This is a genomic window from Moritella sp. Urea-trap-13 (assembly GCF_002836355.1).
Lineage (GTDB): Bacteria > Pseudomonadota > Gammaproteobacteria > Enterobacterales > Moritellaceae > Moritella.
The window spans coordinates 52,191-75,993 of the sequence record NZ_PJCA01000040.1 but is presented as its reverse complement, the minus strand read 5'-3'; the positions used below and the strand labels follow the sequence as shown (position 1 = coordinate 75,993).

The 23,803-nt window shown below is 41.5% G+C and carries 24 protein-coding genes; 10 read left to right on the top strand and 14 right to left on the bottom strand.

The window, feature by feature from the left end:
* Positions 1-48: 48 nt before the first annotated feature.
* Together CXF93_RS20870 and CXF93_RS20865 are read right to left on the bottom strand one after the other, a co-directional pair.
* Positions 49-729, bottom strand: a complete 681-nt coding sequence (locus CXF93_RS20870) for a DUF3306 domain-containing protein (protein WP_101064429.1) — start codon at positions 727-729, stop codon at positions 49-51.
* Positions 719-1,246: a DUF3305 domain-containing protein gene (locus CXF93_RS20865; protein WP_101064428.1), complete on the bottom strand. Its 528-nt coding sequence runs from the start codon at positions 1,244-1,246 to the stop codon at positions 719-721. The genes CXF93_RS20870 and CXF93_RS20865 overlap by 11 nt, the downstream gene beginning before the upstream one ends.
* A gap of 166 nt (positions 1,247-1,412) precedes the next feature.
* Between CXF93_RS20865 and CXF93_RS20860 the strand changes: the two genes are divergently transcribed.
* A complete protein-coding gene (locus CXF93_RS20860; protein ID WP_101064427.1) occupies positions 1,413-2,312 on the top strand; it encodes a formate dehydrogenase accessory sulfurtransferase FdhD in 900 nt (299 codons plus the stop codon).
* On the top strand, positions 2,309-3,223 hold the full coding sequence (locus CXF93_RS20855) for a helix-turn-helix transcriptional regulator (RefSeq protein ID WP_101064426.1): 915 nt from the start codon (positions 2,309-2,311) through the stop codon (positions 3,221-3,223). Before CXF93_RS20860 ends, CXF93_RS20855 begins: the two co-directional genes overlap by 4 nt.
* 127 nt (positions 3,224-3,350) lie before the next feature.
* On the opposite strand, the gene yiaY is transcribed toward CXF93_RS20855, so the two are convergent.
* Both yiaY and CXF93_RS20845 read right to left on the bottom strand, forming a co-directional pair.
* Entirely contained in the window at positions 3,351-4,499 is a 1,149-nt protein-coding gene (gene yiaY / locus CXF93_RS20850; protein WP_101064631.1) for an L-threonine dehydrogenase, read from the bottom strand.
* Between the two features lie 210 nt (positions 4,500-4,709).
* The gene (locus tag CXF93_RS20845; protein WP_101064425.1) at positions 4,710-5,831 is read right to left on the bottom strand and encodes an enoyl-CoA hydratase/isomerase family protein; all 1,122 of its coding nucleotides are present in this window, start codon (positions 5,829-5,831) and stop codon (positions 4,710-4,712) included.
* 207 nt (positions 5,832-6,038) lie between these two features.
* Here CXF93_RS20845 and CXF93_RS20840 point away from each other — a divergent pair, with 207 nt between their 5' ends.
* Entirely contained in the window at positions 6,039-6,608 is a 570-nt protein-coding gene (locus tag CXF93_RS20840) for an alkylphosphonate utilization protein (protein ID WP_017221965.1), read from the top strand.
* Positions 6,609-6,759: 151 nt separating this feature from the next.
* On the opposite strand, the gene CXF93_RS20835 is transcribed toward CXF93_RS20840, so the two are convergent.
* Positions 6,760-7,479 carry a YebC/PmpR family DNA-binding transcriptional regulator gene (locus CXF93_RS20835; protein WP_101064424.1) on the bottom strand — a complete coding sequence of 240 codons (720 nt, stop codon included), beginning with the start codon at positions 7,477-7,479 and terminating at the stop codon, positions 6,760-6,762.
* A 234-nt stretch (positions 7,480-7,713) separates the two neighbouring features.
* Here CXF93_RS20835 and CXF93_RS20830 point away from each other — a divergent pair, with 234 nt between their 5' ends.
* The 3 genes from CXF93_RS20830 to CXF93_RS20820 all read left to right on the top strand — a co-directional run bounded on the left by CXF93_RS20830 (position 7,714) and on the right by CXF93_RS20820 (position 10,218).
* Positions 7,714-9,186, top strand: a complete 1,473-nt coding sequence (locus CXF93_RS20830; RefSeq protein WP_232784280.1) for a M48 family metalloprotease — start codon at positions 7,714-7,716, stop codon at positions 9,184-9,186.
* Between the two features lie 83 nt (positions 9,187-9,269).
* Entirely contained in the window at positions 9,270-9,620 is a 351-nt protein-coding gene (gene arsC / locus CXF93_RS20825; protein ID WP_101064422.1) for an arsenate reductase (glutaredoxin), read from the top strand.
* A 13-nt stretch (positions 9,621-9,633) separates the two neighbouring features.
* Positions 9,634-10,218, top strand: coding sequence for a DUF2069 domain-containing protein (locus CXF93_RS20820; protein WP_101064421.1), 585 nt, complete (start codon positions 9,634-9,636; stop codon positions 10,216-10,218).
* Between the two features lie 103 nt (positions 10,219-10,321).
* On the opposite strand, the gene hda is transcribed toward CXF93_RS20820, so the two are convergent.
* Both hda and CXF93_RS20810 read right to left on the bottom strand, forming a co-directional pair.
* Complete coding sequence (gene hda, locus CXF93_RS20815) at positions 10,322-11,035, bottom strand: DnaA inactivator Hda (RefSeq protein ID WP_101064420.1); 714 nt, start codon at positions 11,033-11,035, stop codon at positions 10,322-10,324.
* Positions 11,036-11,132: 97 nt separating this feature from the next.
* Positions 11,133-12,179, bottom strand: a complete 1,047-nt coding sequence (locus CXF93_RS20810; RefSeq protein WP_101064630.1) for a DUF2066 domain-containing protein — start codon at positions 12,177-12,179, stop codon at positions 11,133-11,135.
* A gap of 204 nt (positions 12,180-12,383) precedes the next feature.
* On the opposite strand from CXF93_RS20810, the gene CXF93_RS20805 reads away from it, so the two are divergent.
* Positions 12,384-12,500, top strand: coding sequence for a uracil phosphoribosyltransferase (locus CXF93_RS20805; RefSeq protein ID WP_101064419.1), 117 nt, complete (start codon positions 12,384-12,386; stop codon positions 12,498-12,500).
* A gap of 92 nt (positions 12,501-12,592) precedes the next feature.
* Here CXF93_RS20805 and upp read toward each other — a convergent pair whose 3' ends face one another.
* Positions 12,593-13,219, bottom strand: a complete 627-nt coding sequence (gene upp / locus CXF93_RS20800; RefSeq protein ID WP_101064418.1) for a uracil phosphoribosyltransferase — start codon at positions 13,217-13,219, stop codon at positions 12,593-12,595.
* Between the two features lie 222 nt (positions 13,220-13,441).
* Between upp and purM the strand changes: the two genes are divergently transcribed.
* Together purM and purN are read left to right on the top strand one after the other, a co-directional pair.
* Positions 13,442-14,482 carry a phosphoribosylformylglycinamidine cyclo-ligase gene (gene purM, locus CXF93_RS20795; protein ID WP_101064417.1) on the top strand — a complete coding sequence of 347 codons (1,041 nt, stop codon included), beginning with the start codon at positions 13,442-13,444 and terminating at the stop codon, positions 14,480-14,482.
* Positions 14,482-15,129 (top strand): phosphoribosylglycinamide formyltransferase, encoded by a 648-nt coding sequence (purN, locus tag CXF93_RS20790; RefSeq protein ID WP_101064416.1) that lies wholly within the window; start codon positions 14,482-14,484, stop codon positions 15,127-15,129. The genes purM and purN overlap by 1 nt, the downstream gene beginning before the upstream one ends.
* A 95-nt stretch (positions 15,130-15,224) precedes the next feature.
* Here the strand turns inward: purN and CXF93_RS20785 are convergent, their stop codons facing one another.
* Both CXF93_RS20785 and lpcA read right to left on the bottom strand, forming a co-directional pair.
* The gene (locus CXF93_RS20785; RefSeq protein WP_101064415.1) at positions 15,225-16,001 is read right to left on the bottom strand and encodes a class II glutamine amidotransferase; all 777 of its coding nucleotides are present in this window, start codon (positions 15,999-16,001) and stop codon (positions 15,225-15,227) included.
* A 155-nt stretch (positions 16,002-16,156) separates the two neighbouring features.
* Entirely contained in the window at positions 16,157-16,747 is a 591-nt protein-coding gene (gene lpcA, locus CXF93_RS20780) for a D-sedoheptulose 7-phosphate isomerase (RefSeq protein ID WP_101064414.1), read from the bottom strand.
* Positions 16,748-17,182: 435 nt separating this feature from the next.
* Between lpcA and fadE the strand changes: the two genes are divergently transcribed.
* Complete coding sequence (fadE, locus tag CXF93_RS20775; protein WP_101064413.1) at positions 17,183-19,699, top strand: acyl-CoA dehydrogenase FadE; 2,517 nt, start codon at positions 17,183-17,185, stop codon at positions 19,697-19,699.
* Between the two features lie 116 nt (positions 19,700-19,815).
* Here the strand turns inward: fadE and pepB are convergent, their stop codons facing one another.
* The 4 genes from pepB to hscA form a co-directional block, all read right to left on the bottom strand.
* The gene (pepB, locus tag CXF93_RS20770) at positions 19,816-21,114 is read right to left on the bottom strand and encodes an aminopeptidase PepB (protein ID WP_101064412.1); all 1,299 of its coding nucleotides are present in this window, start codon (positions 21,112-21,114) and stop codon (positions 19,816-19,818) included.
* A 147-nt stretch (positions 21,115-21,261) separates the two neighbouring features.
* The gene (gene iscX / locus CXF93_RS20765) at positions 21,262-21,459 is read right to left on the bottom strand and encodes a Fe-S cluster assembly protein IscX (RefSeq protein WP_101064411.1); all 198 of its coding nucleotides are present in this window, start codon (positions 21,457-21,459) and stop codon (positions 21,262-21,264) included.
* A 120-nt stretch (positions 21,460-21,579) separates the two neighbouring features.
* The gene (gene fdx, locus CXF93_RS20760; protein WP_101064410.1) at positions 21,580-21,918 is read right to left on the bottom strand and encodes an ISC system 2Fe-2S type ferredoxin; all 339 of its coding nucleotides are present in this window, start codon (positions 21,916-21,918) and stop codon (positions 21,580-21,582) included.
* A gap of 3 nt (positions 21,919-21,921) precedes the next feature.
* Positions 21,922-23,781, bottom strand: coding sequence for a Fe-S protein assembly chaperone HscA (hscA, locus tag CXF93_RS20755; protein WP_101064409.1), 1,860 nt, complete (start codon positions 23,779-23,781; stop codon positions 21,922-21,924).
* Between the last annotated feature and the right edge of the window lie 22 nt (positions 23,782-23,803).

Below are 23,803 nucleotides of genomic sequence, written 5' to 3'. Positions count from 1 at the left end.
CGTGCATGGAACAAAATGTCCCGATTAAAATTAGGGTTATTTGTCCCTTTATGTCTCACCCGTCTGTTGAAGGTATTGCTGAAGCTGGTTTTTTTGTTCACCACCGCAATTTTTTTCACCACCGCAAGACGTCGAACTATTATCAGCCGAGATAGATTGAGTCGTTTCATCAACAGTGGCTTTTGGGGCTGCTATTACTTCCGTTTCCGGTTCAGTTTCCGTGGCGGCTAATACTTCACTTTCTTCAACGAGTTTAGTTTCTTCAATCAATTCAGCTTCAGGCTCTTCCAATACTGTCTTAACCCAACCGCGCAACTGTTTCGCGATACTCTCATCAAGCTTAGGTATATTAGAAAAGTCCTCGGTGTGATCATCCATATCACTGATATAGTTAAATTCATCAGCATGAAACAATTTTGCTAACGCTGCTTTTTTTACTGACTTATCAACGCCATGCTGTAAAAAAGAAGCGACGCCACTATCAAAGGTAACCTTATCGGCATCATCAATAGTCAGCACTTCTTCGACATGCTCATCAATCAGGTCTGTAGATGAGTTAGATAAATCAGAATTAGAGTCTACAACCGATGTCTCATAAGGTGCAGAGTCATTAGTAGTGTCGATATCCAGTTCAGCAACAACGTCTTTACTTGCTTCTAAATCAGTTTCTGCATGGTCTTTTGTCGCCAGTGATCTATCTGACCAACGTTGAAAAAAGTTACTGGCCACTTGAACGCCCTTTTCTGTCTTTACAACGTTTCTTTTTAAATTCAATCAGTTCGCCATTTCTACCAATGAATGCTTCCATCCAAGCTTGTATTGGTAATGGCATTTGAATATGCAGCACTTGATAGTCACCATCCATATAGCTACTGGCGACACTTTGCGCTGCAGTGATAAGTAATGGCGAAAACTGCTCGTCAGCTACTTCACAAACAATAAATAGATGAGGGTCTTGTGAACTGAGGTTAAAACGGTAATCAGTCCGTTCATCGCGATACAAAAACAGCGTTTTTTCATAGTGAGTTGTACTACCAGCACGGCTACTATCTTCTGTAGCAGTGATAACAGGTACTTGCTGATACAACTCAACATCTTCAATAGACCAAGACAAAGTAGTCCAGCGTCCAACTTGCTTTTCTTCAGAGCGAAGACTGAAGGCGATTGGCCAACTTGACTCGTCTTTCTCTAAGCGCTTATGTTCATCACCTTTATTTAGGTGTTTATCTTCATCACATAGTTGCACACATGCTCCTTTATTCTATTTTTATAATTATTTAGAATTTTTTACCTAACTTCCCCTACTCAGCAAAATTTAGACCAAGTTAGAAAGAAATGACAAATAAAACAGTTAAGTTGGAATGAACTTTGCTTTACCTCTTGATAGATATATAAACCAACAGGAATTTCGGATGCCGCAATTACCAAAAATAATTAGAACCAATTCTTCAGTTGAGCACACTATTACCGTTGACATCATGGATGAATATGGCGATACCATGACCAAGGAGATCGCCTGTGAACACCCGTTAACGATCTACTTAAATTGGGTAGAAATCGTGACAGTGATGACACTCGGCGCACGCCCAGCCGATCTGGTATTAGGGTATTTAAAAAACCAAGGGTTTATTGAAGACATCAGTGCCATTGAATCATTAATCATTGACTGGGACACTAATTCAGCCGCAGTAATTACGCACGAGAGTACTGATGGTTTAGAAGCTAAGTTATCGAAGAAGACAGTTACCTCAGGCTGTGGTCAAGGCACCATGTTTGGTAATGTCATGAAGACACTAGAAGGTGTCACTCTGCCGCAACCTGAGCTACTTCAATCAAAGTTGTATGGGCTGTTAGAAGCATTAACGCATCATAACGCGACTTATAAAGCCGCCGGAGCCGTCCATGGTTGCGCAGTATGCAAAGATACCGAGATCTTGTCGTTTGTCGAAGATGTTGGTCGTCACAACGCAGTTGATACCTTGGCCGGGGAAATGTGGTTAAAAGGCCAAACTGGTGAGGATAAGATCTTTTATACTACCGGTCGCCTCACCTCTGAGATGGTCATTAAAGTCGCGCAAATGGGTATTCCAGTATTGCTATCGCGCTCTGGTGCGACACAAATGGGTTACGATTTAGCTAAAAAGCTAGGTATCACTATGGTGGCCCGCGCCAAAGGTAATCGCTTTCAAGTATATAACGGCATGGCTAACTTGATCTTAGATGTCAAAGGTCCAGACGCAGAAGTGCAAGCTGTAGTAGAAGTAGCAGCTAAATCAACACAAAACCCAAGCATTGTCGGTAAACCTGCATGAATGAGCAATTTCCCGCGTTTATGAATGTAAAGCAAGTGGCGGAGTATTTAGACCTAAATGAAAAAAAGGTCTATACCCTGGCGAATGATGGTCACTTGCCTGCGACAAAAGTAACGGGTAAATGGTTATTTCCCAAAGCCATGTTAGATAAATGGTTACTGGAGTCTTGTCATAACGGCGTGCTTAACGACCGCTTACTTATCGCTGGTTCAGATGATCCACTGTTACAGTTGGTCGTGGGAAAAATGGCGCAGAAACTTGGCAGTACCGCACTGGTTGGTTATACCTCGACTGGTACACGCCAAGGTTTAGCGATGCTCAGTAAAGGCCACGTGGACATATGCGCTATCCATTGGGGACACGCAGAAGAAGCAGCATTACGTCATCCGGCTTTATTACAACAATATCCAGGACATAAAAACTGGGTACTTATCCATGCTTTTGAACGTCAACAAGGGTTAGTGGTGAGTAAGGAATTAGCTGATTTAGTTAATTCACGCTCGTTAAACTTACCAGAATTACTCACGTCACGCTGGCGCTGGGCACTTCGTCAAGAAGGCGCTGGCAGCATGCGCGCTTTGGGAGAGTGGTTACACAATCATGCTTATACGGTCGATATGCTCACCGCTGCTGAAACGTGTCACAGTGAACGTGAATTAGCATCATGCATTGCCCGTGGTGAAGCAGACGTCGGTTGTGCCAGTCAAAGTACAGCTGGTGAATTTGGCTTGGGCTTTATTCCACTAGGCACTGAAGCGTTTGAATTAGTGATCCCGAAAAATATCTACTTCCGTACTTTGCAGCAACAATTACTGCAGGCGTTATCGTCAATGGAGATCCAAGCCAAAGGCGACCAACTTGGCGGTTATAACTTCAGCCGTACTGGTCAACAAGTTTGGAGTGCCAGCTAGTAGCACCACTTACAACATTAGCAACGATGAAAAAAGCTAGATGTAAAAAAGCCCAGATATCGAAACGCGGTCTGGGCTTAATTACATTACCTTACTGGAGTTCTTTTACTTTTAACTAACCAACAGCTTACATCGCTGCGTTAAAGATGGCGCAAATCTCTTCATGAGTTGCTTGTTTTGGATTAGTAAAACCACAAGCATCATTCAATGCGTTTTTAGCTAATTCAGGAATATCTTCAACTTTTACATTTAAGCTTGTAAGTCCTGTTGGAATACCAACCGCTAACGCTAATTCTTTAATTGATGCAATCGCCGCTTCAGCGCCTTGCTCTGGTGTCATTTCTGTTACATCAACGCCCATCGCTTTAGCAACATCACGTAGACGTTCTGGACACACTTGCGCGTTATAAGCTTGTACATGTGGTAGTAACACCGCATTACATACACCGTGTGGCAAGTCATAGAAACCGCCTAATTGATGCGCCATTGCGTGTACATAACCTAGTGAAGCATTGTTAAATGCCATACCAGCCATGAATTGTGCATAAGCCATTTGTTCACGCGCTTCGATATTTTCACCGTGCTCTACTGCAGTGCGTAAATTTGCTTGGATAAGTTCCATGGCTTTAATCGCTACCGCATCTGTGATCGGTGTCGCGGCAATTGATACATACGCTTCAATCGCATGCGTCAATGCATCCATACCGGTTGCAGCTGTTAATGAAGCTGGTTTAGCTAACATTAATTCTGGATCATTCACTGACATTAACGGGGTGGTATTCTTATCCACGATCGCCATTTTGATATGCGTTGTTTCATTAGTAATAATACAAAAACGTGTCATTTCAGAAGCCGTACCTGCTGTGGTATTAATTGCCACTAATGGTAACTGTGCTTTTGCTGATTGATCAACACCTTCGTAATCGGCAATATGGCCGCCATTAGCAGCAACTAAGGCAATACCTTTCGCGCAATCATGCGGTGAACCGCCACCTAATGAGATGACAAAATCACACACTTCGGCATTTAATATTTCTAGACCACTGGCAACATTGGCTGTGGTCGGGTTTGGCTGAGTACCATCAAAAACCGCAGATTCAACATCGCGAGCAGTTAATAAATCTTGTACTTGTTTTACCATGCCGATGCTATTAATCACTTTGTCAGTGACGATTAATGCTTTTTTGAAACCATGAGATTTGATCGCGTCAGCTGCTTGAATTAAACAACCAGCGCCCATTAGATTGTATGCAGGAATAAAGAATGCAGTGCTCATAATATATCTCCAAAAGAAATTAATAATTGTTGCTGCAATACACTTTGCAAATGCATTGTAAGCAATAATCATCTAGCTAATTTAACCAGCTAACTACTATGAGGTAATTATAACTTTTATCCTTACAAAATAAATGGCTATATCAAATGAAACCACCTTATATACCCACTTTGGAATAGCTGTCACATAATTCGGTAATTTAGGGGCTAATTACAGGCTGCGCAGTGGGTGTGACGTTATTGCCCAAGGCGAACTGAACAAGTTATCAACAAAATTAATCGGTACAGCATTGATTTGCTTATATAACCAATGCGGTTGATGGTCTTTATCGACCAGCAAAGCTCTCACCCCTTCGACCAGATCTGCGTTTAAACAAACATTCACCGCTAGATCTAATTCCAACCGAAAACAGGCCGCTAAAGAGAGTTCGGTATATTGGTTTACCTGTCGGTATAAGATGTGCGCCGATATTGGGCTACCTAACAGTAGTTTTTTAATACTGGTTTGTAACCAAGGATCACAACTGTCATGCGTTTGGATACAGGCCATCACATCAGCGAGTTCAGTATAAGTACTCAACTGGGTAAACAAGGCTTGGTGCTTAGCTAAATTACCAGTAGCAAAGTCAGCATCGGCATACTGCGCCGTTAATAACTGATCAACTTGGTGATGATATAACTCAGTATCGCCTTGCCAATCAAGCGTGGTTAATGCCTTTATCACATCGGCATATTTTGCTGCCGGAATTAAATACTCGCTGAGACCAAGGTATTTGGCGTCGTTAGCGTTAATGCTTGCACCTGTTAAACCTAAAAATAATCCGACACCAGGTTGTGGTAAACGATTTAAGAACCAAGTAGCACCGACATCAGGGAATAAACCTATGGTGATCTCCGGCATGGCAATACGTGCGGTTTCGGTAACAACGCGATGACTCGCGCCCATGAACAGCCCTAACCCGCCGCCCATAATAATACCGTCACCCCACACAATTAACGGTTTGCCAAAGTTATGTAATAAATAATCAACCTGATACTCGGCAACAAAGTAGTCACTAACGACTTGCTGCTTAGCTTCACTGCCCGTGGTATTGACTAACATTTGTTGCAGCGATTTAACATCGCCACCAGCGCAGAATGCTTTCTCACCGGTACTTGTCAGTAGCACACTAACAATACGCGGATCAGACTGCCACGCGAGCAGTTGCTGGCGCAGTAATGGAAACATATCTGCACTTAATGCATGTAACTGACGCGCCTTATTAAGGGTAATAATACCAACTGCATGACCATCATCCGTGGCTAACTCATCAAATAATACACTGGCTTCCATGTGAACTCCGACTGAACAAAAAATCAGTGTAGCGAGGTTAGATGGCTAAATTCAACTAGCTAAGTTGCTGATTGTGATATTAGCAAAGTAGATTTAGCGATTTAAGCAATTATTTAACGACTAACATCAAGGTCACATCGATTGTGAGATACCCAAAATACTCACGTTGTGGCATAATAGCCCCACAAAATCTAGAGGATTAATTCAATGTCTATCGAAACAACGTTATTACAACGCAGTGGTTCTAAATGTGAAATGTGCACAGCAGAATCTAACCTATCAGCTTATGAGCTACCTGAATCACCAGAAAAAAGCTCTGACTGTGCAGTAATGCTTTGTGGTACTTGCCTTGATCAAATTAGCAACCCAGAAACGCTTGATGAAAATCATTGGCGTTGCCTAAACGACAGCATGTGGAGCCAAGTACCTGCAGTACAAGTACTTGCATACCGTATGCTAAACCGTTTAGATGCAGACTGGTCACGTGACCTTCTTGATATGATGTATCTAGAAGAAGACGTAAAAGCATGGGCTGAAAAAGGCGTGCTAATTGCAGCAATGACTGATACTCCAGCACGTGACTCTAACGGTACTATCTTACAAGCTGGCGACAACGTAAACATCATCAAGGATTTACCTGTTAAAGGTTCAAGCTTAGTGATCAAACGTGGTACCGCGGTACGTAATATCGGTTTAACAGATAATCCATTACACATTCAAGGCCGTGCCAACGGTACTGCGATGGTGATCATTTCTGCATACTGCAAAAAAATGTAATTTGCTTAGTCACTCTCGTTCTTAAGAACATGTTAAGGTCGTGACGACTAACCAGATCAAAAAAGGCCGGTTACCATTCTGATAAAGAAACGGTAATCGGCCTTTTTTATGCACGGTGTTAAACACCACAAAGCATTAACTTAACGATTAATTAAGCAACGATCGCATTGTGATAAATTTCTTGAACGTCATCACTGTCGTTTAGTGCAGCAAGAAAACGTTCGAACATTTCAGCATCATCACCAACAACTTCAGTTTCAATTTGCGGTAGGAATGTGATGTCTTCAGCATCAAATTCAATATCTGCAAAGGCTTCTGATAATGCTACTTTAGTTTTGAAGAATTCAGTGTGTGGAACATAAACAGTAATAGTACCGTCTTCATTCTCTACATCAGCAACATCAACTTCAGCTTCCATTAACGCTTCTAATACCGCATCTTCATCATCAAATTTGAATTCAAATACTGCTTGATGATCAAACATGTGCGATACCGAACCTTGCGCACCCAGTTTCGCGCCATTCTTAACGAATGCTTGACGAACATCTGTGAAAGTACGTTTACCGTTATCCGTTAGACACTCAACGATAACCATACAGTTACCAGGGCCAAAACCTTCATAACTTGCACGTACATAATCTTCACCGCCAGCGCCAGCTGCTTTTTCGATAGCACGGTCAATAACATGAGTAGGTACTTGATCTTTTTTCGCTTTTTCAATGATACGGCGAAGGCTTAAGTTGTGGTCAGGGTCACCACCACCCGTTTTTGCGCATACATAGATCTCTTTACCATATTTAGAGTAGATCTTAGTTTTCATGCCAGCTGTTTTAGCCATCGATAATTTACGGTTTTGGAATGCTCTGCCCATCTTAATTCACTCTCATTTTAAATTTGAAATAAATACTGGTCGATTTTAGCAGGATTAGTACCATTTTTTCCACAAAAGCGTAAATATCTTATCTGTTATCAACAAAAATTAACCAAACCAGCCTAGGAACTTTACCTATTATGGGCCGTCTGACTATTTGTCATTGTTATCGGTTAATAATATGTTCTACTATGTTAACTAGATTTACTTAGTTTTCATCGCATAGGTCGCCACTTGTATTTAAAAAGAATGTATCTCAAAAAAATATTGCGTGTAACCAGTACCGCATTATTTGTCGGCGCATTGGGCTTAATAAGCTCAGTGCAAGCGACTAATAAGCTTCCGGAAATCGGTACCGCTGGCGTTACCGCTTTATCTATCGACCAGGAACGCCAATATGGCGCAGCCTTTATCAAAGTCGCGCGTGGCTCTTTTCCGATGGTCAGCGATCCAGTCCTACAAGAGTACATTGCCGAATTAGGGGCTAAATTAATTAGCCAAACCGATTCAGTGCGCTTTCCGTTTAATTTTTTCTTAATCAAAGATGATGAAATTAATGCCGCCGCTTTTCTCGGTGGTTATGTCAAGGTGCATACCGGGTTATTCTTATATGCCGAAAACGAATCAGAATTTGCCTCGGTTATTGCCCATGAGATCTCACATATTACCCAGCGCCATCTTGCGCGCAGTTTAGAAGCACAGGCAGGAAATAGCCAATTAACCGTGGCAGGTTTGGTCGGTGCGGTATTATTAGGTATCGCCAACCCGGTTGCTGGTATTGCTATGTTACAAACCACCGTGGCAATTAATGCACAATCAGCAATTAACTATACCCGTGCCAATGAATTTGAAGCGGACCGTATTGGTATTCAGGTCATGGCAAATGCTGGTTTCGATCCGGCAGCTATGTCGACATTCTTTGGTAAATTAGCAGAGCAATATCGCTTTAGCTCAACGCCGCCACAAATGTTGATCACTCACCCACTACCAACCACCCGTGTTACCGAAGCACGTGATAGGGCGGCACTGTACCCAAGTCGTTACTATCAACCTAGCCTAGACTATCAATTAGCTAAAGCGCGTATTCAAGTCCGTTATGGCACCTTAAAACCGCAAGAAGCCCTGCAATTCTTTGAACATCAACTTAAAACTAAAAAATTCATCTTAAAAGATGCCGCATTATATGGCCAAGCACTGGCGTTAATCCAACTCGGCAAGAATGCAGAAGCGAAGAACATCGTGGTCGCATTGGCAAGCAAGCAGCCCAATAATCTGTTTTATCTGGATACCCTTACTGATATCGATTTAGCACTCAAACACAATGACGAAGCCATCGCGCGATTACAAAAAGCCAATAATAGGTATACCAATAATCCGGTTACTACCATTAATTTAGCAGTCGCATTACAGCAAGCGAAAAAGTATGACCAGGCGAAAAAGCTAATTAGGGATTATCTACGTAGTAATGAAACAGATATGATTGCCTTGAGTATTTATATTGATTTATTACGCCAAACCGATGATAACGTCAAAATGTACGTACAACGCGCCAACTTGGCACAGCTCAAAGCAAATTATCCCAGAGCCCTTAACGAACTACAATCTGCACGCACACTGGCAACAGGTTCGGCAGACATAGCTCGCATTGATGCGCACATGGAACAAATTGAGGCCGAAAAGCTAGAAATGCAGGCATTACAAAACTAGCCAAGGGACAGGAAAAAAGGCAAAATGGGGACTTTAAGGATCCCCATTTTTTTTAAGACTTGTTTTAAGGAATAGGCCAAGCCATGACTAGTGTCACTATTTATCATAATCCACGTTGCTCTAAAAGCCGTCAAACGCTTGCACTATTAGAAGAGCAAGGTGTCACACCCAGCATCGTAAAATACCTAGAAACACCACCATCTGCAGCGCAATTACAACAAATTCTGAATTTACTCGCATTAGCGCCACGTCAATTGATGCGTATTAAAGAAGCTGAATATAAAGCTTTAGGTTTAGATAACGAAAATCTGTCTAATGACGAACTTATCGCCGCCATGATCGCAACACCGAAACTGATCGAGCGCCCTATCGTATTAGCAAACGGCAAAGCTGCGATTGGTCGTCCTCCTGAAAATGTTTTAGCAATACTCTAACAACGAGCAAATAATGCAAACGATTCCAACAACACAAGATACACAAAAACGTATTACTCGATATCGATTCTTAGGACTGTTTGGCTATTTTGGCCTGATCATACTGATGTTCGTATGGCAACTGTGGTTAACACCAGAAAAAATACAAGATCATACGCAATCACAAGCACTGGCAGAACTCACTGCGATGGCTGACGTGAACCCTGAATTATTACCACAGGTTGAGGCCGAAAAACAAAAATGGTTAGAGCGTCAAGCTGCACATGAGTCGAATCCATTAGCCAAAGCCTTCATTTGGATCTTCCCCTTGTTAATCCCCTTTTACGGTTTAGTAAAAGGTAAGCCTTATACCGCGGCGTGGAGTAACTTTGTGGTGATGATCTATTACATGCATTCATTAACCATCATGTATACCGACCCTGATGAGCGTTATTTAGCTATATTAGAGTTTGCCTTAGCCAACTGTATGTTATTTGGTAATGGCATTTATGCACGCATGCAGGGCAAAGAGTTAGGGCTAGGTCTGGATAAGCTAAAAGTCGTGATGGCTGAAGAAAAAGAACGAGAAGAAGCATATAAAGCACAGCACAAAGATTAATTAACTGTCGCGGAATAACAAAAAAGGAAATAGTGTCATCGAACCTATTTCCTTTTTTTATCTGCTATAAAAAGATTTCAGCAGTGTCGATAGAAGAGTCGACTTACAGAGAAAGTATTTCTTTGACGAATGGAATAGTTAACCGACGTTGCGCACTAATTGACGCTTGATCTAATCGATCTAATGTCGCAATCAGGGTTTTCATATCACGCGATGAGCGGTTTAACAGAAAGCGGCCAACATCAACAGGTAACTTCAATCCTCTAAACTCTGCACGTAATTGTAATGCAGCCAACTTGCCATCATCATCAAGTAGTTGTAATTGGTAACTTACTCCCCAATCTAATCGAGATAACAGATCCGGTAATTGAATACCTAAATGGCGCGCCGCACTATTGCCGGTGACGATCAGAGAGCCTGGATTAGCTTGCTCATGACTATCTCGCCAGCGGTTATAAAAATTAAATAGTGCAACTTCCCACTCACGGATCCCGGCGATCATTTCAATATTATCAATACAAACCATATCGAGATGTTCCATACCATCTAATACTGATGGTGACATCATGGCAGACATTTCCATTGGTAAATAGGCAGCTGAACGATCGGAGTCTGTACACTCGGTACAAGTTGCATGGAGTAAATGGGAGGTGCCCGAACTCCGGTTACCAAATAGATAAATAAATGGATCACCGTCGCCTACAGCAGCATTTTTTAACGCTGTGAGTAACTGGACATTAGCACCGGGATAAAAACTCGCGAAAGTTTCACCATCGGGCAATTGGACTGGTAAAGAAAGTTGTGCTGGAGTGTTCAATATCACCCTTTCATACAATCATTAGATTAGTGTGGCCATTGTAGCACCTCAATGGCCGATAGAGAACGGCTACCCAAAAAACACAATATAAAATTGCTTAATTTATCGCGTTCCACTGAAAATTCATGTCATCAAAGGCATTTTTACTACTTTTGATCCGTAGATCTAACGACAATTCAGTTAATAGATCTTGCTGGGTGCCAAGCAATACTAATTTTAGCTGTATGCTAGATCCAGAAACGGCTTCAAGATCAACTTGTGCTACCGCTGATAAATCCGCAAACATAGCGATTAATTTTGCGTAATCAGTAATGCCAGTAACAGCATCTACATTTAAAAACACCACTTCATTGTTACCAGATGCTTTTACGCTATAACGTTCCGCAAGATGATTAGCGAGGCTATTGGTTAACTTAGTGCCGATTACAGCAAGCTCACCTTGAGCTTGGCCATTCAACCAAATCTCGAATGCTTGATTGCTATTACTACGACCGTACATGCTCCAAGTTAATTTATAATCATCATTCTGCTTAATGATCTTAGCAATAATATAATTATCTGCAGCATAGCGGGTTGAAGCAAGTTCGACTGGATCTGTAAACTGGCCCCACAAATCGCTACTGCTGACTTGCAATTGATCATCAAGATCCATCACAGGGAATAAAACGGGGATCGCACGCTTATTGGCTTGCGCTTTAATCGCATCAATAAACTCAGCATAATCAGTGTCAGTTTCGCCTCTGACACTGCGGTTAAAATCTTCATCAACTACTAGCCAGACAATTTGCTGTGGACGATTCTGACTCCATACTCCAAATTCACTGCCGCGCAATAAACGATTTACTTTTTTTTCATTAAAGCTTGTTTGTAAATAGCGCTCGCCATCGACATGTTCTTCAGCTTGCTTGACTAAGTACTCACGGGCATTGATCAATGCTTTTTTGATTACCGGATCCGCCGCTATTGTGGCATTACCAGAAACTTTAACCAGCACTTCTGCAAAGGCCACTTTTTGTAGATCACGGTTAGACTTATTATCAACCGCTATAACTGATGCTGAATAAAGTTGCTCAACCTCAACCGCCTGCGTGGTTAAGGGAAGAAGAGATAACAGTGATAATAAAACAGGAAATAAACGCTTCATACGATCCTTTTTAACAGTAACGTGATGACTCAAATTGATGATTTGAATAATAACATAGCCAGCATGATTAATAGACCTCAAATAATAACCAAACCATTGGCTATGTCCAAACATATTCTATCGCATTAACTAATTAGCGAGATAGAGAAACAGTTACCATACTAAAGTATCAAGGAGTTAGATTAAAATGAAGGGATCATATCTATGGATAATAAACAAATTAAAAATGACCGATACTTTAATATCGATATTGAAGAGATCTATGTGCTAAATGTGCTATTGCTGTGGGGCGGATATTTAGTGGGGAATCAAGTTGATTAAAAGCAAGAAGCAAATAAAAAAGCAGACATCAACGGTAGTTGATGTCTGCATTACTCAATTAAAAAAATTAATTAAGTATCTTGTGACTGTAGTTATTTAGTACCGAAGATCTTATCGCCAGCGTCACCTAGACCTGGAACGATATAACCTTTTTCATCTAGACGTTCGTCAATAGATGCAGTGTAAAGCTCGATATTTGGGTGTGCTTCTTCTAACGCTTTTAGACCTTCTGGTGCAGCAACAAGTACAAGTACTTTAATGTGCTTACAACCTTTAGCTTTTAACAGGTCTAATGTTGCGATCATAGAACCGCCTGTTGCTAACATAGGATCAACAACAATCGCTAAACGTTCATCAATGCTGTGAACGATTTTTTCGAAATAAGGAACTGCTTCTAGCGTTTCTTCATCACGGTAAATACCAACAACACTTACACGTGCACTTGGCATATGTTCTAACACACCATCCATCATACCTAAACCAGCACGCAAAATTGGCACTACTGTTACTTTTTTACCTTTGATTTGATCAACGGTAACATCGCCATTCCAACCTTCAATAGTCTTCTGTTCTAATTCTAAATCAGCCGTTGCTTCATAAGTAAGTAAGCTACCCACTTCTGTTGCAAGTTCACGAAAACGTTTAGTGCTGATATCAGCAGCGCGCATTAAACCCAATTTATGACGTACTAAAGGATGTTTAACTTCAACAACTTTCATGGAATCTCCTAATAAAATCAAAGTAACTACGATATAAAAACGCGCAATATTACCAATAATGGCACTATAATGATAGCTTATTCCAAGGAAAAGCCAGAGTTAAGAATAAAATCTATTAGCAGGTCAAACAAGCTATAATTTTGTTTCTATTATGTGGTTAAAGTTGTTAACATGGCGGCGATTTTTTAATCCAATTGATACGATTAGTTTGTGAGGGATCCAGTGAGCAACCAAAATACTTCTCTAAGTTATAAAGATGCAGGCGTTGATATTGACGCAGGTAATGCATTAGTAGAACGCATTAAAGGTGTAGCGAAAAAAACTAAACGCCCAGAAGTGATGGGTGGTCTAGGTGGCTTCGGCGCTCTTTGCCAATTACCTACTGGTTATAAAGAACCAGTGTTGGTCGCAGGAACAGACGGTGTAGGAACGAAACTACGCCTCGCTATCGATTTAGCTAAATATGATACGGTAGGTATCGATTTAGTTGCTATGTGTGTGAATGACCTTATTGTACAAGGTGCTGAACCACTATTCTTCTTAGATTACTATGCAACAGGCAAGCTAGATGTAGATGTAGCTACAGCTGTTGTTACCGGTATTGGCGAAGGTTGTTTATTATCTGGTTGTGCGTTAACAGGCGGTGAAACTGCTGAAATGCCAGGTATGTACGACGGTAAAGATTTTGACATTGCTGGCTTCTGTGTTGGCATTGTAGATAAAGAAAACATCATCGACGGCACTAAAGTTGCTGCGGGTGACAAACTGATTGCTTTAGGATCGAGTGGCCCTCACTCGAACGGCTATTCTTTAGTTCGTAAAATCCTTGAAGTTTCAAAAGAAGATCCAAGTCAAGCATTTGGTGATTCAACACTAGGTGATACTCTTCTAACGCCTACTAACATCTATGTTAAGTCTGTGCTAGCTGTGCTGAAAGAGTGTGAAGTTCACGCTTTATCACACATTACTGGTGGTGGTTTCTGGGAAAATATTCCGCGTGTACTACCAGCACTAACAAAAGCTGTCGTTGATGAAAGTAGCTGGCAGTGGCCTGAAATTTTCAACTGGTTACAAGAAAAAGGTAACGTTGAACGTACTGAAATGTATCGTACGTTTAACTGTGGTGTTGGTATGGTTATCGCCCTACCTGAATCACAAGTTGAAAAAGCACTGGAAATCTTCACTGCCCATGGCGAAAATGCATGGTTAATCGGTGACATTGCAGACGCTGAAGAAAATGAAGAACAAGTAGAGATAAAATAATGTCTAAACAAGCATCTATCGTTGTATTGGTTTCAGGTAATGGCAGTAATTTACAAACCATTCTTGACCAGTGTGAACAAGGTTCTATTAACGGTAAGGTAACTGCTGTTTTTAGTAATAAGAGTACTGCTTACGGCCTAGAGCGAGCACAGCAAGCGGGTGTAGATGCAATCTCACTTAGCCAAGCTGATTTCGCTGATCGCGCTGCATTTGATGCAGAGCTAATGGCGCAAATTGATCAATACCAACCAGATCTAATTGTGTTAGCGGGTTACATGCGTATTTTAAGTGATGACTTTGTACAGCATTATGCTGGCAAGATGCTGAATATACATCCTTCTCTATTACCTAAATATCCAGGTTTAGATACTCATCAACGCGCTATGGATAATGGTGATGAAGAGCATGGAGCATCAGTACATTTTGTAACGCCAGAACTAGACGCAGGTCCAGTAATCTTGCAAGCAAAAGTACCGGTATTTTCAGAAGATGACATCGAAGAATTAAGTTCACGAGTGCATACTCAAGAACACATGATTTATCCGATGGTTATCCAATGGTTCTGTGCTGGACGCCTTGCGATGACAAATGGCAAAGCGGTTCTTGATGGTGAAGCATTAGCTGAAAGCGGCTACGCTGCGGACTAAGTTAATACCCTAATCCTAGATAATAAAAAGCCTTTATCGCATTACTGCATAAAGGCTTTTTTTATGGCTATCCATTAATAACATGTGTTAATTAATTACATATTAGTCAACATAACAGTACCACGACAAAATACACAAAATTCACCCGGCTGCATTTTGTGCCACACTTCATTATCCGTCAGCGGTTGCGTGGCAATAATAGCAACAACATCCGAATCTGACGTTTCGGTCTCAAAGTTGATTTCAATATTTTCATCAATCAACTGGGCATGCCCAAACGGCGCCTCGCGAATAATATGATGTAAATTATTGGTACAGTAAGCAAATACAAAATCGCCATCTGTTAATAATAAATTAAACACACCTAATGCTCTTAACTGATCGCATAGGCTGGCAATAAAACGGAATGCAGCTTTCATATCATCAGGTTTGCTCGGGAATTTTTTAGCTACTTCCTGCAAAATCCAACAAAATGCTAATTCACTATCCGTTTCACCAATCGGTGTATAAAACCCCGTTGCTAAACCTTGGTAGTCGGTCAACTGGCCATTATGCGCATAGGTCCAGTTCTTACCCCAAAACTCACGGGTAAAAGGATGGGTGTTTTCTAATGCCACACCACCACGATTAGCTTGACGAATATGCGAAATAACCGCCTGGCTTTTAATCGGATAATTTTTCACTAATTGCGCGACTTTCGATTCGCAACTTGGCTTAGGATCACGAAAAGTTCGGCAACCCTTGCCTTCATAAAAAGTAATTCCCCAACCATCAGAATGTGGTCCAGTCTTACCACCACGCTGCATCAGCCCAGAAAAACTAAAACAAATGTCGGTAGGTACATTTGCGCTCATACCTAATAATTCACACATATACTGATAACTTCACTTTTATGGTTTACAACAATAGCCCTAAGGCTAAATTCATTTAACTATCTTTCATTCTACTTATTGCCAAGCAACTGTCTATGGTAAATAACGCGATAGCATGCACAATTATGCAATATCATATAGCCAAAAGATCGAGATTAATCAGCATAACCCATCATTTTTTCGACTAACTGAATCAGTAAATGGATCACTTTAATGTGGATCTCTTGAATACGGTCAGCATAACCAAAATGTGGCACACGAATTTCGATATCAGCGATGCCCGCCATTTTACCGCCATCTTTGCCGGTTAAGGCTATGGTCTTCATGCCTTTGGCTTTCGCAGCCGCAAACGCATTTAAGACATTTTGCGAATTACCACTGGTGCTAAGCCCTAATAACACATCACCTTGCTGGCCAATACCTTCAACATAACGTGAAAATACATATTCATAACCAAAGTCATTACTCACGCAAGACATATGGCTCACATCAGAAATAGCAATACCAGGCATTGCTGGACGATTTTCACGATAGCGTCCTGATAACTCTTCTGCAAAATGCATCGCATCACAATGGGAGCCACCATTGCCACAAGATAACACTTTGCCACCAGCTTTAAATGAATCTGCTAATAATGCGGCAGCGGCTTCAATATTTGCACCATTTTTCGGGTCAGCTAAAAAATCATTTAAAACTTGTGCTGCTTCGACTAATTCTTGCTGAATTAAGCCTTGATAATTTGTCATTTTTTATCGCCTCTACGACTAAAATATATTGCTATAATAGTACTATTATTTCACAAAATAATGTACCTGTATCACCCACATAAATAAAAGGTTAAGCATAACCAAAATAAGCTTTAGGTATGAATAAATGCTTAGTTAACAGCCACTAAGTACCTACTTGTGAGTAACGTCGAGCACTATTTCTTGGCCGAACTGACCTAAAATAAAAGCAATTAGGCAATTAAATTATCAATTCAACAACGCTATTATCGGTGAACACTTGTAAACCCAATAGGTTAAAAACAAGCGTTTAACTACAGGTTCTATAAATACTATGTAAATTAGATGTAAAAAACTTGCTAATTTAATAATTATCAACTAGAACTAATACTCAAACCAGCGTTCTGGTCTGACCTCTGACTTTGCTATTTAGTTGCTTAATGAAAGGAGAAAATCATGGCAACCACAATCTCACTATTAGCCTTAGTGGCAATATTTGGTACATTATCTTACCAAAGAGCATCATTAGCTGCCTTTACTGGTGCATTTTTTATTGCACTTGCAGCCGTTTCATATTTCGGTGATGTGCCATTAGCTATTTGGATAATAACTGCTGTAATTGCGCTACCATTAAATATCACCAGTATTCGTCAAGGCTATTTAACAACGCCTATCTTAAAAGGCTTCCGTAAAATAATGCCGGAAATGTCTCAAACAGAGACTGAAGCATTGGAAGCTGGTACAACTTGGTGGGACGCGGATTTATTCAGCGGTAAACCAAATTGGGAAAAACTGCACAACGTACCTGCGCCTGCATTAACTGCTGAAGAACGTGCCTTTCTTGACGGTCCAGTAGAAGAAGCTTGTCGTATGGCTGACGAGTTTGATATTACCCACAAACGTGCTGATTTACCTCCTGAGCTATGGGAATTCCTTAAAACTAAGGGTTTCTTTGCCATGATCATTAAGAAAAAGTACGGTGGTCTAGAATTCTCTGCATTAGCACAATCTATGGTACTGCAGAAACTAACTGGCTCAAGCTCAGTAATGGCGAGCACGGTTGGTGTACCTAACTCATTAGGACCTGGTGAATTATTACAACACTACGGTACTAAAGAACAACAAGATTACTACCTTCCTCGTTTAGCGGTTGGCGACGAAATTCCATGTTTCGCACTAACAAGCCCTGAAGCAGGTTCTGATGCAGGCGGCATTCCTGATTTCGGTATCGTGTGTAAAGGCGAATTTGAAGGTAAAGAAGTTCTGGGTATGAAACTGACTTGGAACAAACGTTATATTACTTTAGCTCCGGTTGCGACAGTACTTGGTCTAGCGATTAAACTGCGTGATCCAGATGGTCTATTGGGTGATAAAGAAGACATCGGTATTACTTGTGCGCTTATCCCGACGGATATCCCAGGTGTTGAAACCGGTCGTCGTCACTTCCCACTTAACTTACCGTTCCAAAATGGTCCAACTATAGGTAACGAAGTATTTGTACCATTAGATTATATCATTGGTGGTCCAGAGATGGCCGGTAAAGGCTGGAGCATGCTCGTTGAATGTCTGTCTGTTGGTCGTGGTATTACCCTACCGTCTTGTTCTGCAGGTGCCGTTAAGTTAGCCGCGCTAGGCATGGGTTCTTACGCTGCTATCCGTCGTCAATTTAAACTTGCGATTGGTAAAATGGAAGGTATTGAAGAGCCGCTAGCACGTATTGGTGGTAATGCTTACCTGATGGGCGCAGCATCAACACTAACAACAAGTGCGATCGATTTAGGTGAAAAACCGTCAGTAATTACTGCCATTGTGAAAATGCATTTAACCGACCGTGCACAAAAATGTGCGATCGATGCAATGGACATATCAGGTGGTAAAGGTATCTGTCTTGGTCCAAACAACATGGCCGGCCGTAGTTATCAAGCCGCTCCAGTTGCAATTACGGTAGAAGGTGCAAACATTCTTACCCGTAACCTGATCATTTATGGTCAAGGTGCAATCCGTTGTCATCCATTCGTATTACCAGAATTGACTGCTGCTGCACTTAGCGATCATAAGAAAGGCCTACAAGACTTTGATGCCGCATTATTTGGTCATGTTGGTTTTGCAATGTCTAACTTCTTCCGTTCATTTGTAATGGGTATTACTAACGGTAAAGGTTCTGCAACGCCATTTAAAGATGAAACTGCACAGTATTATCAACAGATGAACCGTTTAAGTGCCAACTTAGCCTTCCTATCTGACGTATCGATGGGCGTACTTGGTGGTGATCTGAAACGTAAAGAACGTGTTTCTGCGCGTCTTGGTGATATCTTAAGTCAACTATACCTATCGTCTGCAACGCTAAAACGTTTTGAAGATGAAGGTCGTCAAAAAGATGATCTACCATTTGTGCATTGGGCTCTGCAAGACTCGCTATATCAAGCTGAGCACGCAATTGATGAGCTATTACGTAACTTCCCTGTTCGTGCCGTTGGTATCGCACTACGTGCAATGGTATTACCAGCAGGTAAACGTCTATCGCGTCCGACTGACAAATTAGACCATGTTGTTGCCGCTTTACTGCAAGTTCCTTCTGCAGCGCGTAGTCGTCTAGCAACTGACATGTACCTAACTGAAGAGGAAGGTAATCCTGTTGGTCTACAAGAGAAAGCCTTGAGAGACATCATAGTTGCAGATCCTATCTTCATCCGTGTGTGTAAAGAAAATGGTACTAAACAAGCATTCATCTACCTGGATAAATTTGCTGAAATAGCGCTTGCTAACAAGCAAATTACGGCTGATGAAGCAGAACTGCTGAAAGTTGCTGAGGAAGGCCGTCTACGTACAATTAACGTTGATGACTTTGATCCAATTGACCTTGCTGCTGATAAATCACTTGTAAATCAATTGAATGCTGACTGGCGTGCACGTGCAAATGGCACAGCTAAACCAGCAAAAAAGAACAAAGCAAAAACTGAAGCTGTTGCTTAAGTTACTGCATAACAGCTAGCGATTAGTCGTTAGCTACAAAAATGCCACTGTTATCTTAGATGACAGTGGCATTTTTTTGTTTATGACTTTTGTCAGCATAGCCGAGACGGTATGCCTTAAGCGTCGAGTAAGGTTTTAGCTAAAGTACGAATACCATGGCCTTTTGCGCCTACAGCCCATAAATCATTAGCGGCTTTTTGATAGCAGCCCGCTAAATCTAAATGTAACCAACCTTGCCCGTCTTCACGTACAAAACGTGATAAGAACGCAGCAGCAGTTGATGCCCCAGCACGACCTTCACCAGCATGGATATTCGCCATATCGGCGAAGCTTGATGGTAATTGCTGTTGATGCCATTTTTCTAATGGTAATTGCCAAGCAAATTCATTCTCTGCTTTGGCATTCGCTAATACTGAATTAACCAAATCCTGATCAAAACCAAATAGCGCATTATAATCACGACCCAGCGCCATCTTAGCTGCACCTGTTAGTGTCGCTGCATCAATCAAACGTAACGGCGAGTTCTCTTCTGCAGCAAGCAAACCGTCAGCTAATACTAAGCGGCCTTCAGCATCGGTATTAAGCACTTCTACAGTGATATCATTTTTATATTTAATGATATCGCCAAGTTTAAAGGCATTGCTGCTGATCATGTTCTCTGCACAGCATAAGAACAGCTGTACACGTTGATTTAAGCCTTGGCTGATTGCTAATGCTAATGCACCCGTCAATGTCGCTGCACCGCCCATATCACTCTTCATTGCCGTCATTGGTTCTGATGGTTTAATACTGTAACCACCCGAGTCAAAGGTAATGCCCTTACCCACTAATGCAGTTGCAACTGGCGCATCGACATCACCGCTTGGGTTGAAGTCTAGTTGTAACATAGCCGGTGGATGCTGACTGCCACGACCAACAGTATGAATACCGGTGAAGCCATGAGTTAATAACTCTTCGCCAGCAATGATCTTGTAAGTGATCGCATCTGGTGCAAGTTGTAATAACAGGTCTGCCGCACTTTGCGCTAGTTTAACCGGATACATTTCTTCAGCATCAGTATTAATGGTTTTACGCACCCAATGGCTGGCTTTTTGAAAGTCAGTGAACGCCTTCTTTTCAGTGCTAGTCACAGACTCTAAACCGAAGCAGGCTTGTTGTGTTTCTTTGGCGGTGTAATAACCTTGGTCAAATGCAATACGTAATTCAGTGTTCCATAACTCGCCTTGCAAGGTCACTTTAGCTATGCCTTGATTGGATAATTTACGCGCCGCACGTTGTACTTGTAATGCACTGTCTGCACCAAAGTCAGCAAGATGGATAGATGCAACACCAGCATTAAAACTCACTAATGCATTCTTGCCCCAAAAACTGTCAGCGGGAGCAACAGTTAGCTCAACGCTCATGAAATCCTTCATTGAATATCCTTTATTTTGACGTGTAAGCAATACGTTATGTTATATATCACCTGATTTAACTTTCATATTAACAAGTTAAAGCACAAAAAAAAGCCCATAATCAGCGTTATGCTAACTATGGGCTTATTCTATATTGAATATAAATAGTTAATATTCATCAATCCAAGCAAGTAAGACAGCTTCAAGTACGCGTTCACCACAATGATTGGGATCATCGGTAAAATCGTCTAGTTCTATAATCATCTTGCGTAAATCGGTGAATCTGACTTGCTGCGGATCTTGCTCTGGATATTGTTCGAAAAGTTCGATTGCAATATCTCGGCTATCCGACCATGCTAATGCCATAAGACCTCTCTAAAAGTAACACTCAGTTATAACTAACCTATTGTTACTTTCAGTTTAGTTGTCTTAAGCTATTTGTGCGTTGCCTTTAAGCGCAAAACAAGACAGCAAGCCAATCGCTTATTAATGGCTTTCAGAAACCATGTTCAGCGTATACTTAGGGATCTCAACAACCAGATCTTTATCCGCTACAGCTGCTTGGCAACCTAAACGAGAATCCGGTTCAAGACCCCATGCTTTATCTAACATGTCATCTTCAAGCTCATCACTTTCTTCTAATGATTCAAAGCCTTCACGTACGATCACATGACAAGTAGTACAGGCGCATGATTTCTCACAAGCATGTTCAATAATAATTTTGTTTCTTAATGCAACATCAAGGATTGTTTCACCTTTTTCAACCTCTACAGAGAGACCTTCTGGGCATAGTTCTTCATGAGGTAAAAATATAATTTTTGGCATTTCTTAGACCTTATCTACCGACTGACCCTGCAACGCTTTACGGATAGATGCATCCATACGACGAGCAGCAAAATCTTGTGTTAATTTATCGACTGTTTCAATTTCTTTTTCAATCGCATCTCTATCGCCACCTTGACGGATCTTATAAAGCGTTTGGATCGCGCTTTCAATGGCAGCTTGCTCTGTATCTGACAACAAGGCTTTACCGTCTTGTTGTAAGGCTACTATTAGGCTTTCCATAACACGGTCAGCTTCTAATTGTTGCTCTGCTAACATACGCGCTGTTACGTCTTCTTTCGCATACGTCATTGAGTCTTTAAGCATGTTTGCCACTTCATCATCACTCAAACCATAAGACGGTTTAACTTGGATAGAAGCAGAGACTCCTGATGATTTTTCCATCGCAGAGACACTTAATAAACCATCAGCGTCAACTTGGAACGTCACACGAATGTGTGCAGCGCCAGCCGCCATTGGTGGAATACCAGTTAATGAAAAGCGCGCTAATGAGCGGCAATCACTCACAAGTTCACGTTCGCCTTGCAGCACGTGAATTGTCATTGCCGTTTGACCATCTTTAAACGTGGTAAACTCTTGCGCACGTGCCACTGGGATTGTGGTATTACGTGGGATCACTTTTTCAACTAGGTTACCCATAGTTTCAAGACCCAATGACAGCGGTGTTACGTCGAGTAATAACAAATCTGAATCAGGTTTGTTACCCACTAATACGTCAGCCTGAATAGCAGCACCAATCGCAACAACTTTATCTGGGTTAATGCTAGTTAGCGGCTGTTGAGCAAAGAACTCACCGACTTTTTCACGCACTAACGGTACACGAGTTGAGCCACCAACCATGACAATTTCAAGTACTTCATCTTTACTGATATCGGCATCTTTTAACGAACGACGACAAGCAAGTAAAGTACGCTTAACTAATGGCTGAATAAGCGTTTCAAACGTTGCACGGCTTAATGAACCCTGCCAATTAATAGCATCTAATGACAGGGTGATATCAACTGTATCATTGTCTGTTAGTGCCTGCTTTGCTTGTTTTGCTTGGTTTAATAACAAACGTTGCATCGCTAATGATTGCTCACCAACAAGTCCAGCTTCGGTACTGATCCAATCTGCCACTAAATGATCAAAATCATCACCACCCAGTGCAGAATCACCGCCGGTTGCCAGTACTTCGAATACGCCTTTATTTAGACGTAAAATAGAGATGTCAAAAGTACCGCCGCCAAGATCATAAACAGCAATAACGCCTTCTTGACCAGCATCTAAACCATATGCGATTGCAGCTGCAGTTGGTTCGTTTAATAAACGTAATACATTTAAACCCGCAATATTTGCGGCGTCTTTAGTACCTTGACGTTGGGCATCGTCAAAATAAGCAGGAACCGTAATAACAACACCGTTCAGTTCACCGGCCAAAGACTCCGTTGCACGGGCTGCTAATGCTTTTAGTATTTCTGCAGAAACTTGCACAGGATTCAGTTCACCCGCTACCGTCTTAATTAACGGTTGGCCAGATGCCGATTCAACAACTACATTTGGAATACGAGCAGTATCAATGTCTGAAAATGATTTTCCCATCAAACGTTTTACTGAAGAAATTGTATTTTCTGGGTCCATTACAGCTTGTTGTGCAGCATCTTCACCAACAACAATTGAATCTGTAGTATAACGAACCACTGACGGTAGAATATCTAGCCCAGTATTATCAACTAACGTTTTAGCGCTGCCGCTAAGGACACTTGCCACTAATGAATTAGTCGTACCAAGATCAATACCGACTGCAAGTCTATGCTCATGAGGTGCCGCCGATTGACCCGGTTCAGCAATTTGAAGTAATGCCATGTTTTAGGTTCTTAAATTTAAA

Excerpts from the sequence above, each read along its gene's own strand:
- CXF93_RS20860 (WP_101064427.1), top strand. The coding sequence starts at position 1,413 with ATGCCGCAATTACCAAAAATAATTAGAACCAATTCTTCAGTTGAGCAC.
- CXF93_RS20855 (WP_101064426.1), top strand. The coding sequence starts at position 2,309 with ATGAATGAGCAATTTCCCGCGTTTATGAATGTAAAGCAAGTGGCGGAG.
- yiaY (WP_101064631.1), bottom strand. The coding sequence starts at position 4,499 with ATGAGCACTGCATTCTTTATTCCTGCATACAATCTAATGGGCGCTGGT.
- CXF93_RS20845 (WP_101064425.1), bottom strand. The coding sequence starts at position 5,831 with ATGGAAGCCAGTGTATTATTTGATGAGTTAGCCACGGATGATGGTCAT.
- CXF93_RS20840 (WP_017221965.1), top strand. The coding sequence starts at position 6,039 with ATGTCTATCGAAACAACGTTATTACAACGCAGTGGTTCTAAATGTGAA.
- CXF93_RS20835 (WP_101064424.1), bottom strand. The coding sequence starts at position 7,479 with ATGGGCAGAGCATTCCAAAACCGTAAATTATCGATGGCTAAAACAGCT.
- arsC (WP_101064422.1), top strand. The coding sequence starts at position 9,270 with ATGACTAGTGTCACTATTTATCATAATCCACGTTGCTCTAAAAGCCGT.
- CXF93_RS20820 (WP_101064421.1), top strand. The coding sequence starts at position 9,634 with ATGCAAACGATTCCAACAACACAAGATACACAAAAACGTATTACTCGA.
- CXF93_RS20810 (WP_101064630.1), bottom strand. The coding sequence starts at position 12,179 with ATGAAGCGTTTATTTCCTGTTTTATTATCACTGTTATCTCTTCTTCCC.
- CXF93_RS20805 (WP_101064419.1), top strand. The coding sequence starts at position 12,384 with ATGGATAATAAACAAATTAAAAATGACCGATACTTTAATATCGATATT.
- upp (WP_101064418.1), bottom strand. The coding sequence starts at position 13,219 with ATGAAAGTTGTTGAAGTTAAACATCCTTTAGTACGTCATAAATTGGGT.
- purN (WP_101064416.1), top strand. The coding sequence starts at position 14,482 with ATGTCTAAACAAGCATCTATCGTTGTATTGGTTTCAGGTAATGGCAGT.
- CXF93_RS20785 (WP_101064415.1), bottom strand. The coding sequence starts at position 16,001 with ATGTGTGAATTATTAGGTATGAGCGCAAATGTACCTACCGACATTTGT.
- lpcA (WP_101064414.1), bottom strand. The coding sequence starts at position 16,747 with ATGACAAATTATCAAGGCTTAATTCAGCAAGAATTAGTCGAAGCAGCA.
- fadE (WP_101064413.1), top strand. The coding sequence starts at position 17,183 with ATGGCAACCACAATCTCACTATTAGCCTTAGTGGCAATATTTGGTACA.
- pepB (WP_101064412.1), bottom strand. The coding sequence starts at position 21,114 with ATGAAGGATTTCATGAGCGTTGAGCTAACTGTTGCTCCCGCTGACAGT.
- iscX (WP_101064411.1), bottom strand. The coding sequence starts at position 21,459 with ATGGCATTAGCATGGTCGGATAGCCGAGATATTGCAATCGAACTTTTC.
- fdx (WP_101064410.1), bottom strand. The coding sequence starts at position 21,918 with ATGCCAAAAATTATATTTTTACCTCATGAAGAACTATGCCCAGAAGGT.
- hscA (WP_101064409.1), bottom strand. The coding sequence starts at position 23,781 with ATGGCATTACTTCAAATTGCTGAACCGGGTCAATCGGCGGCACCTCAT.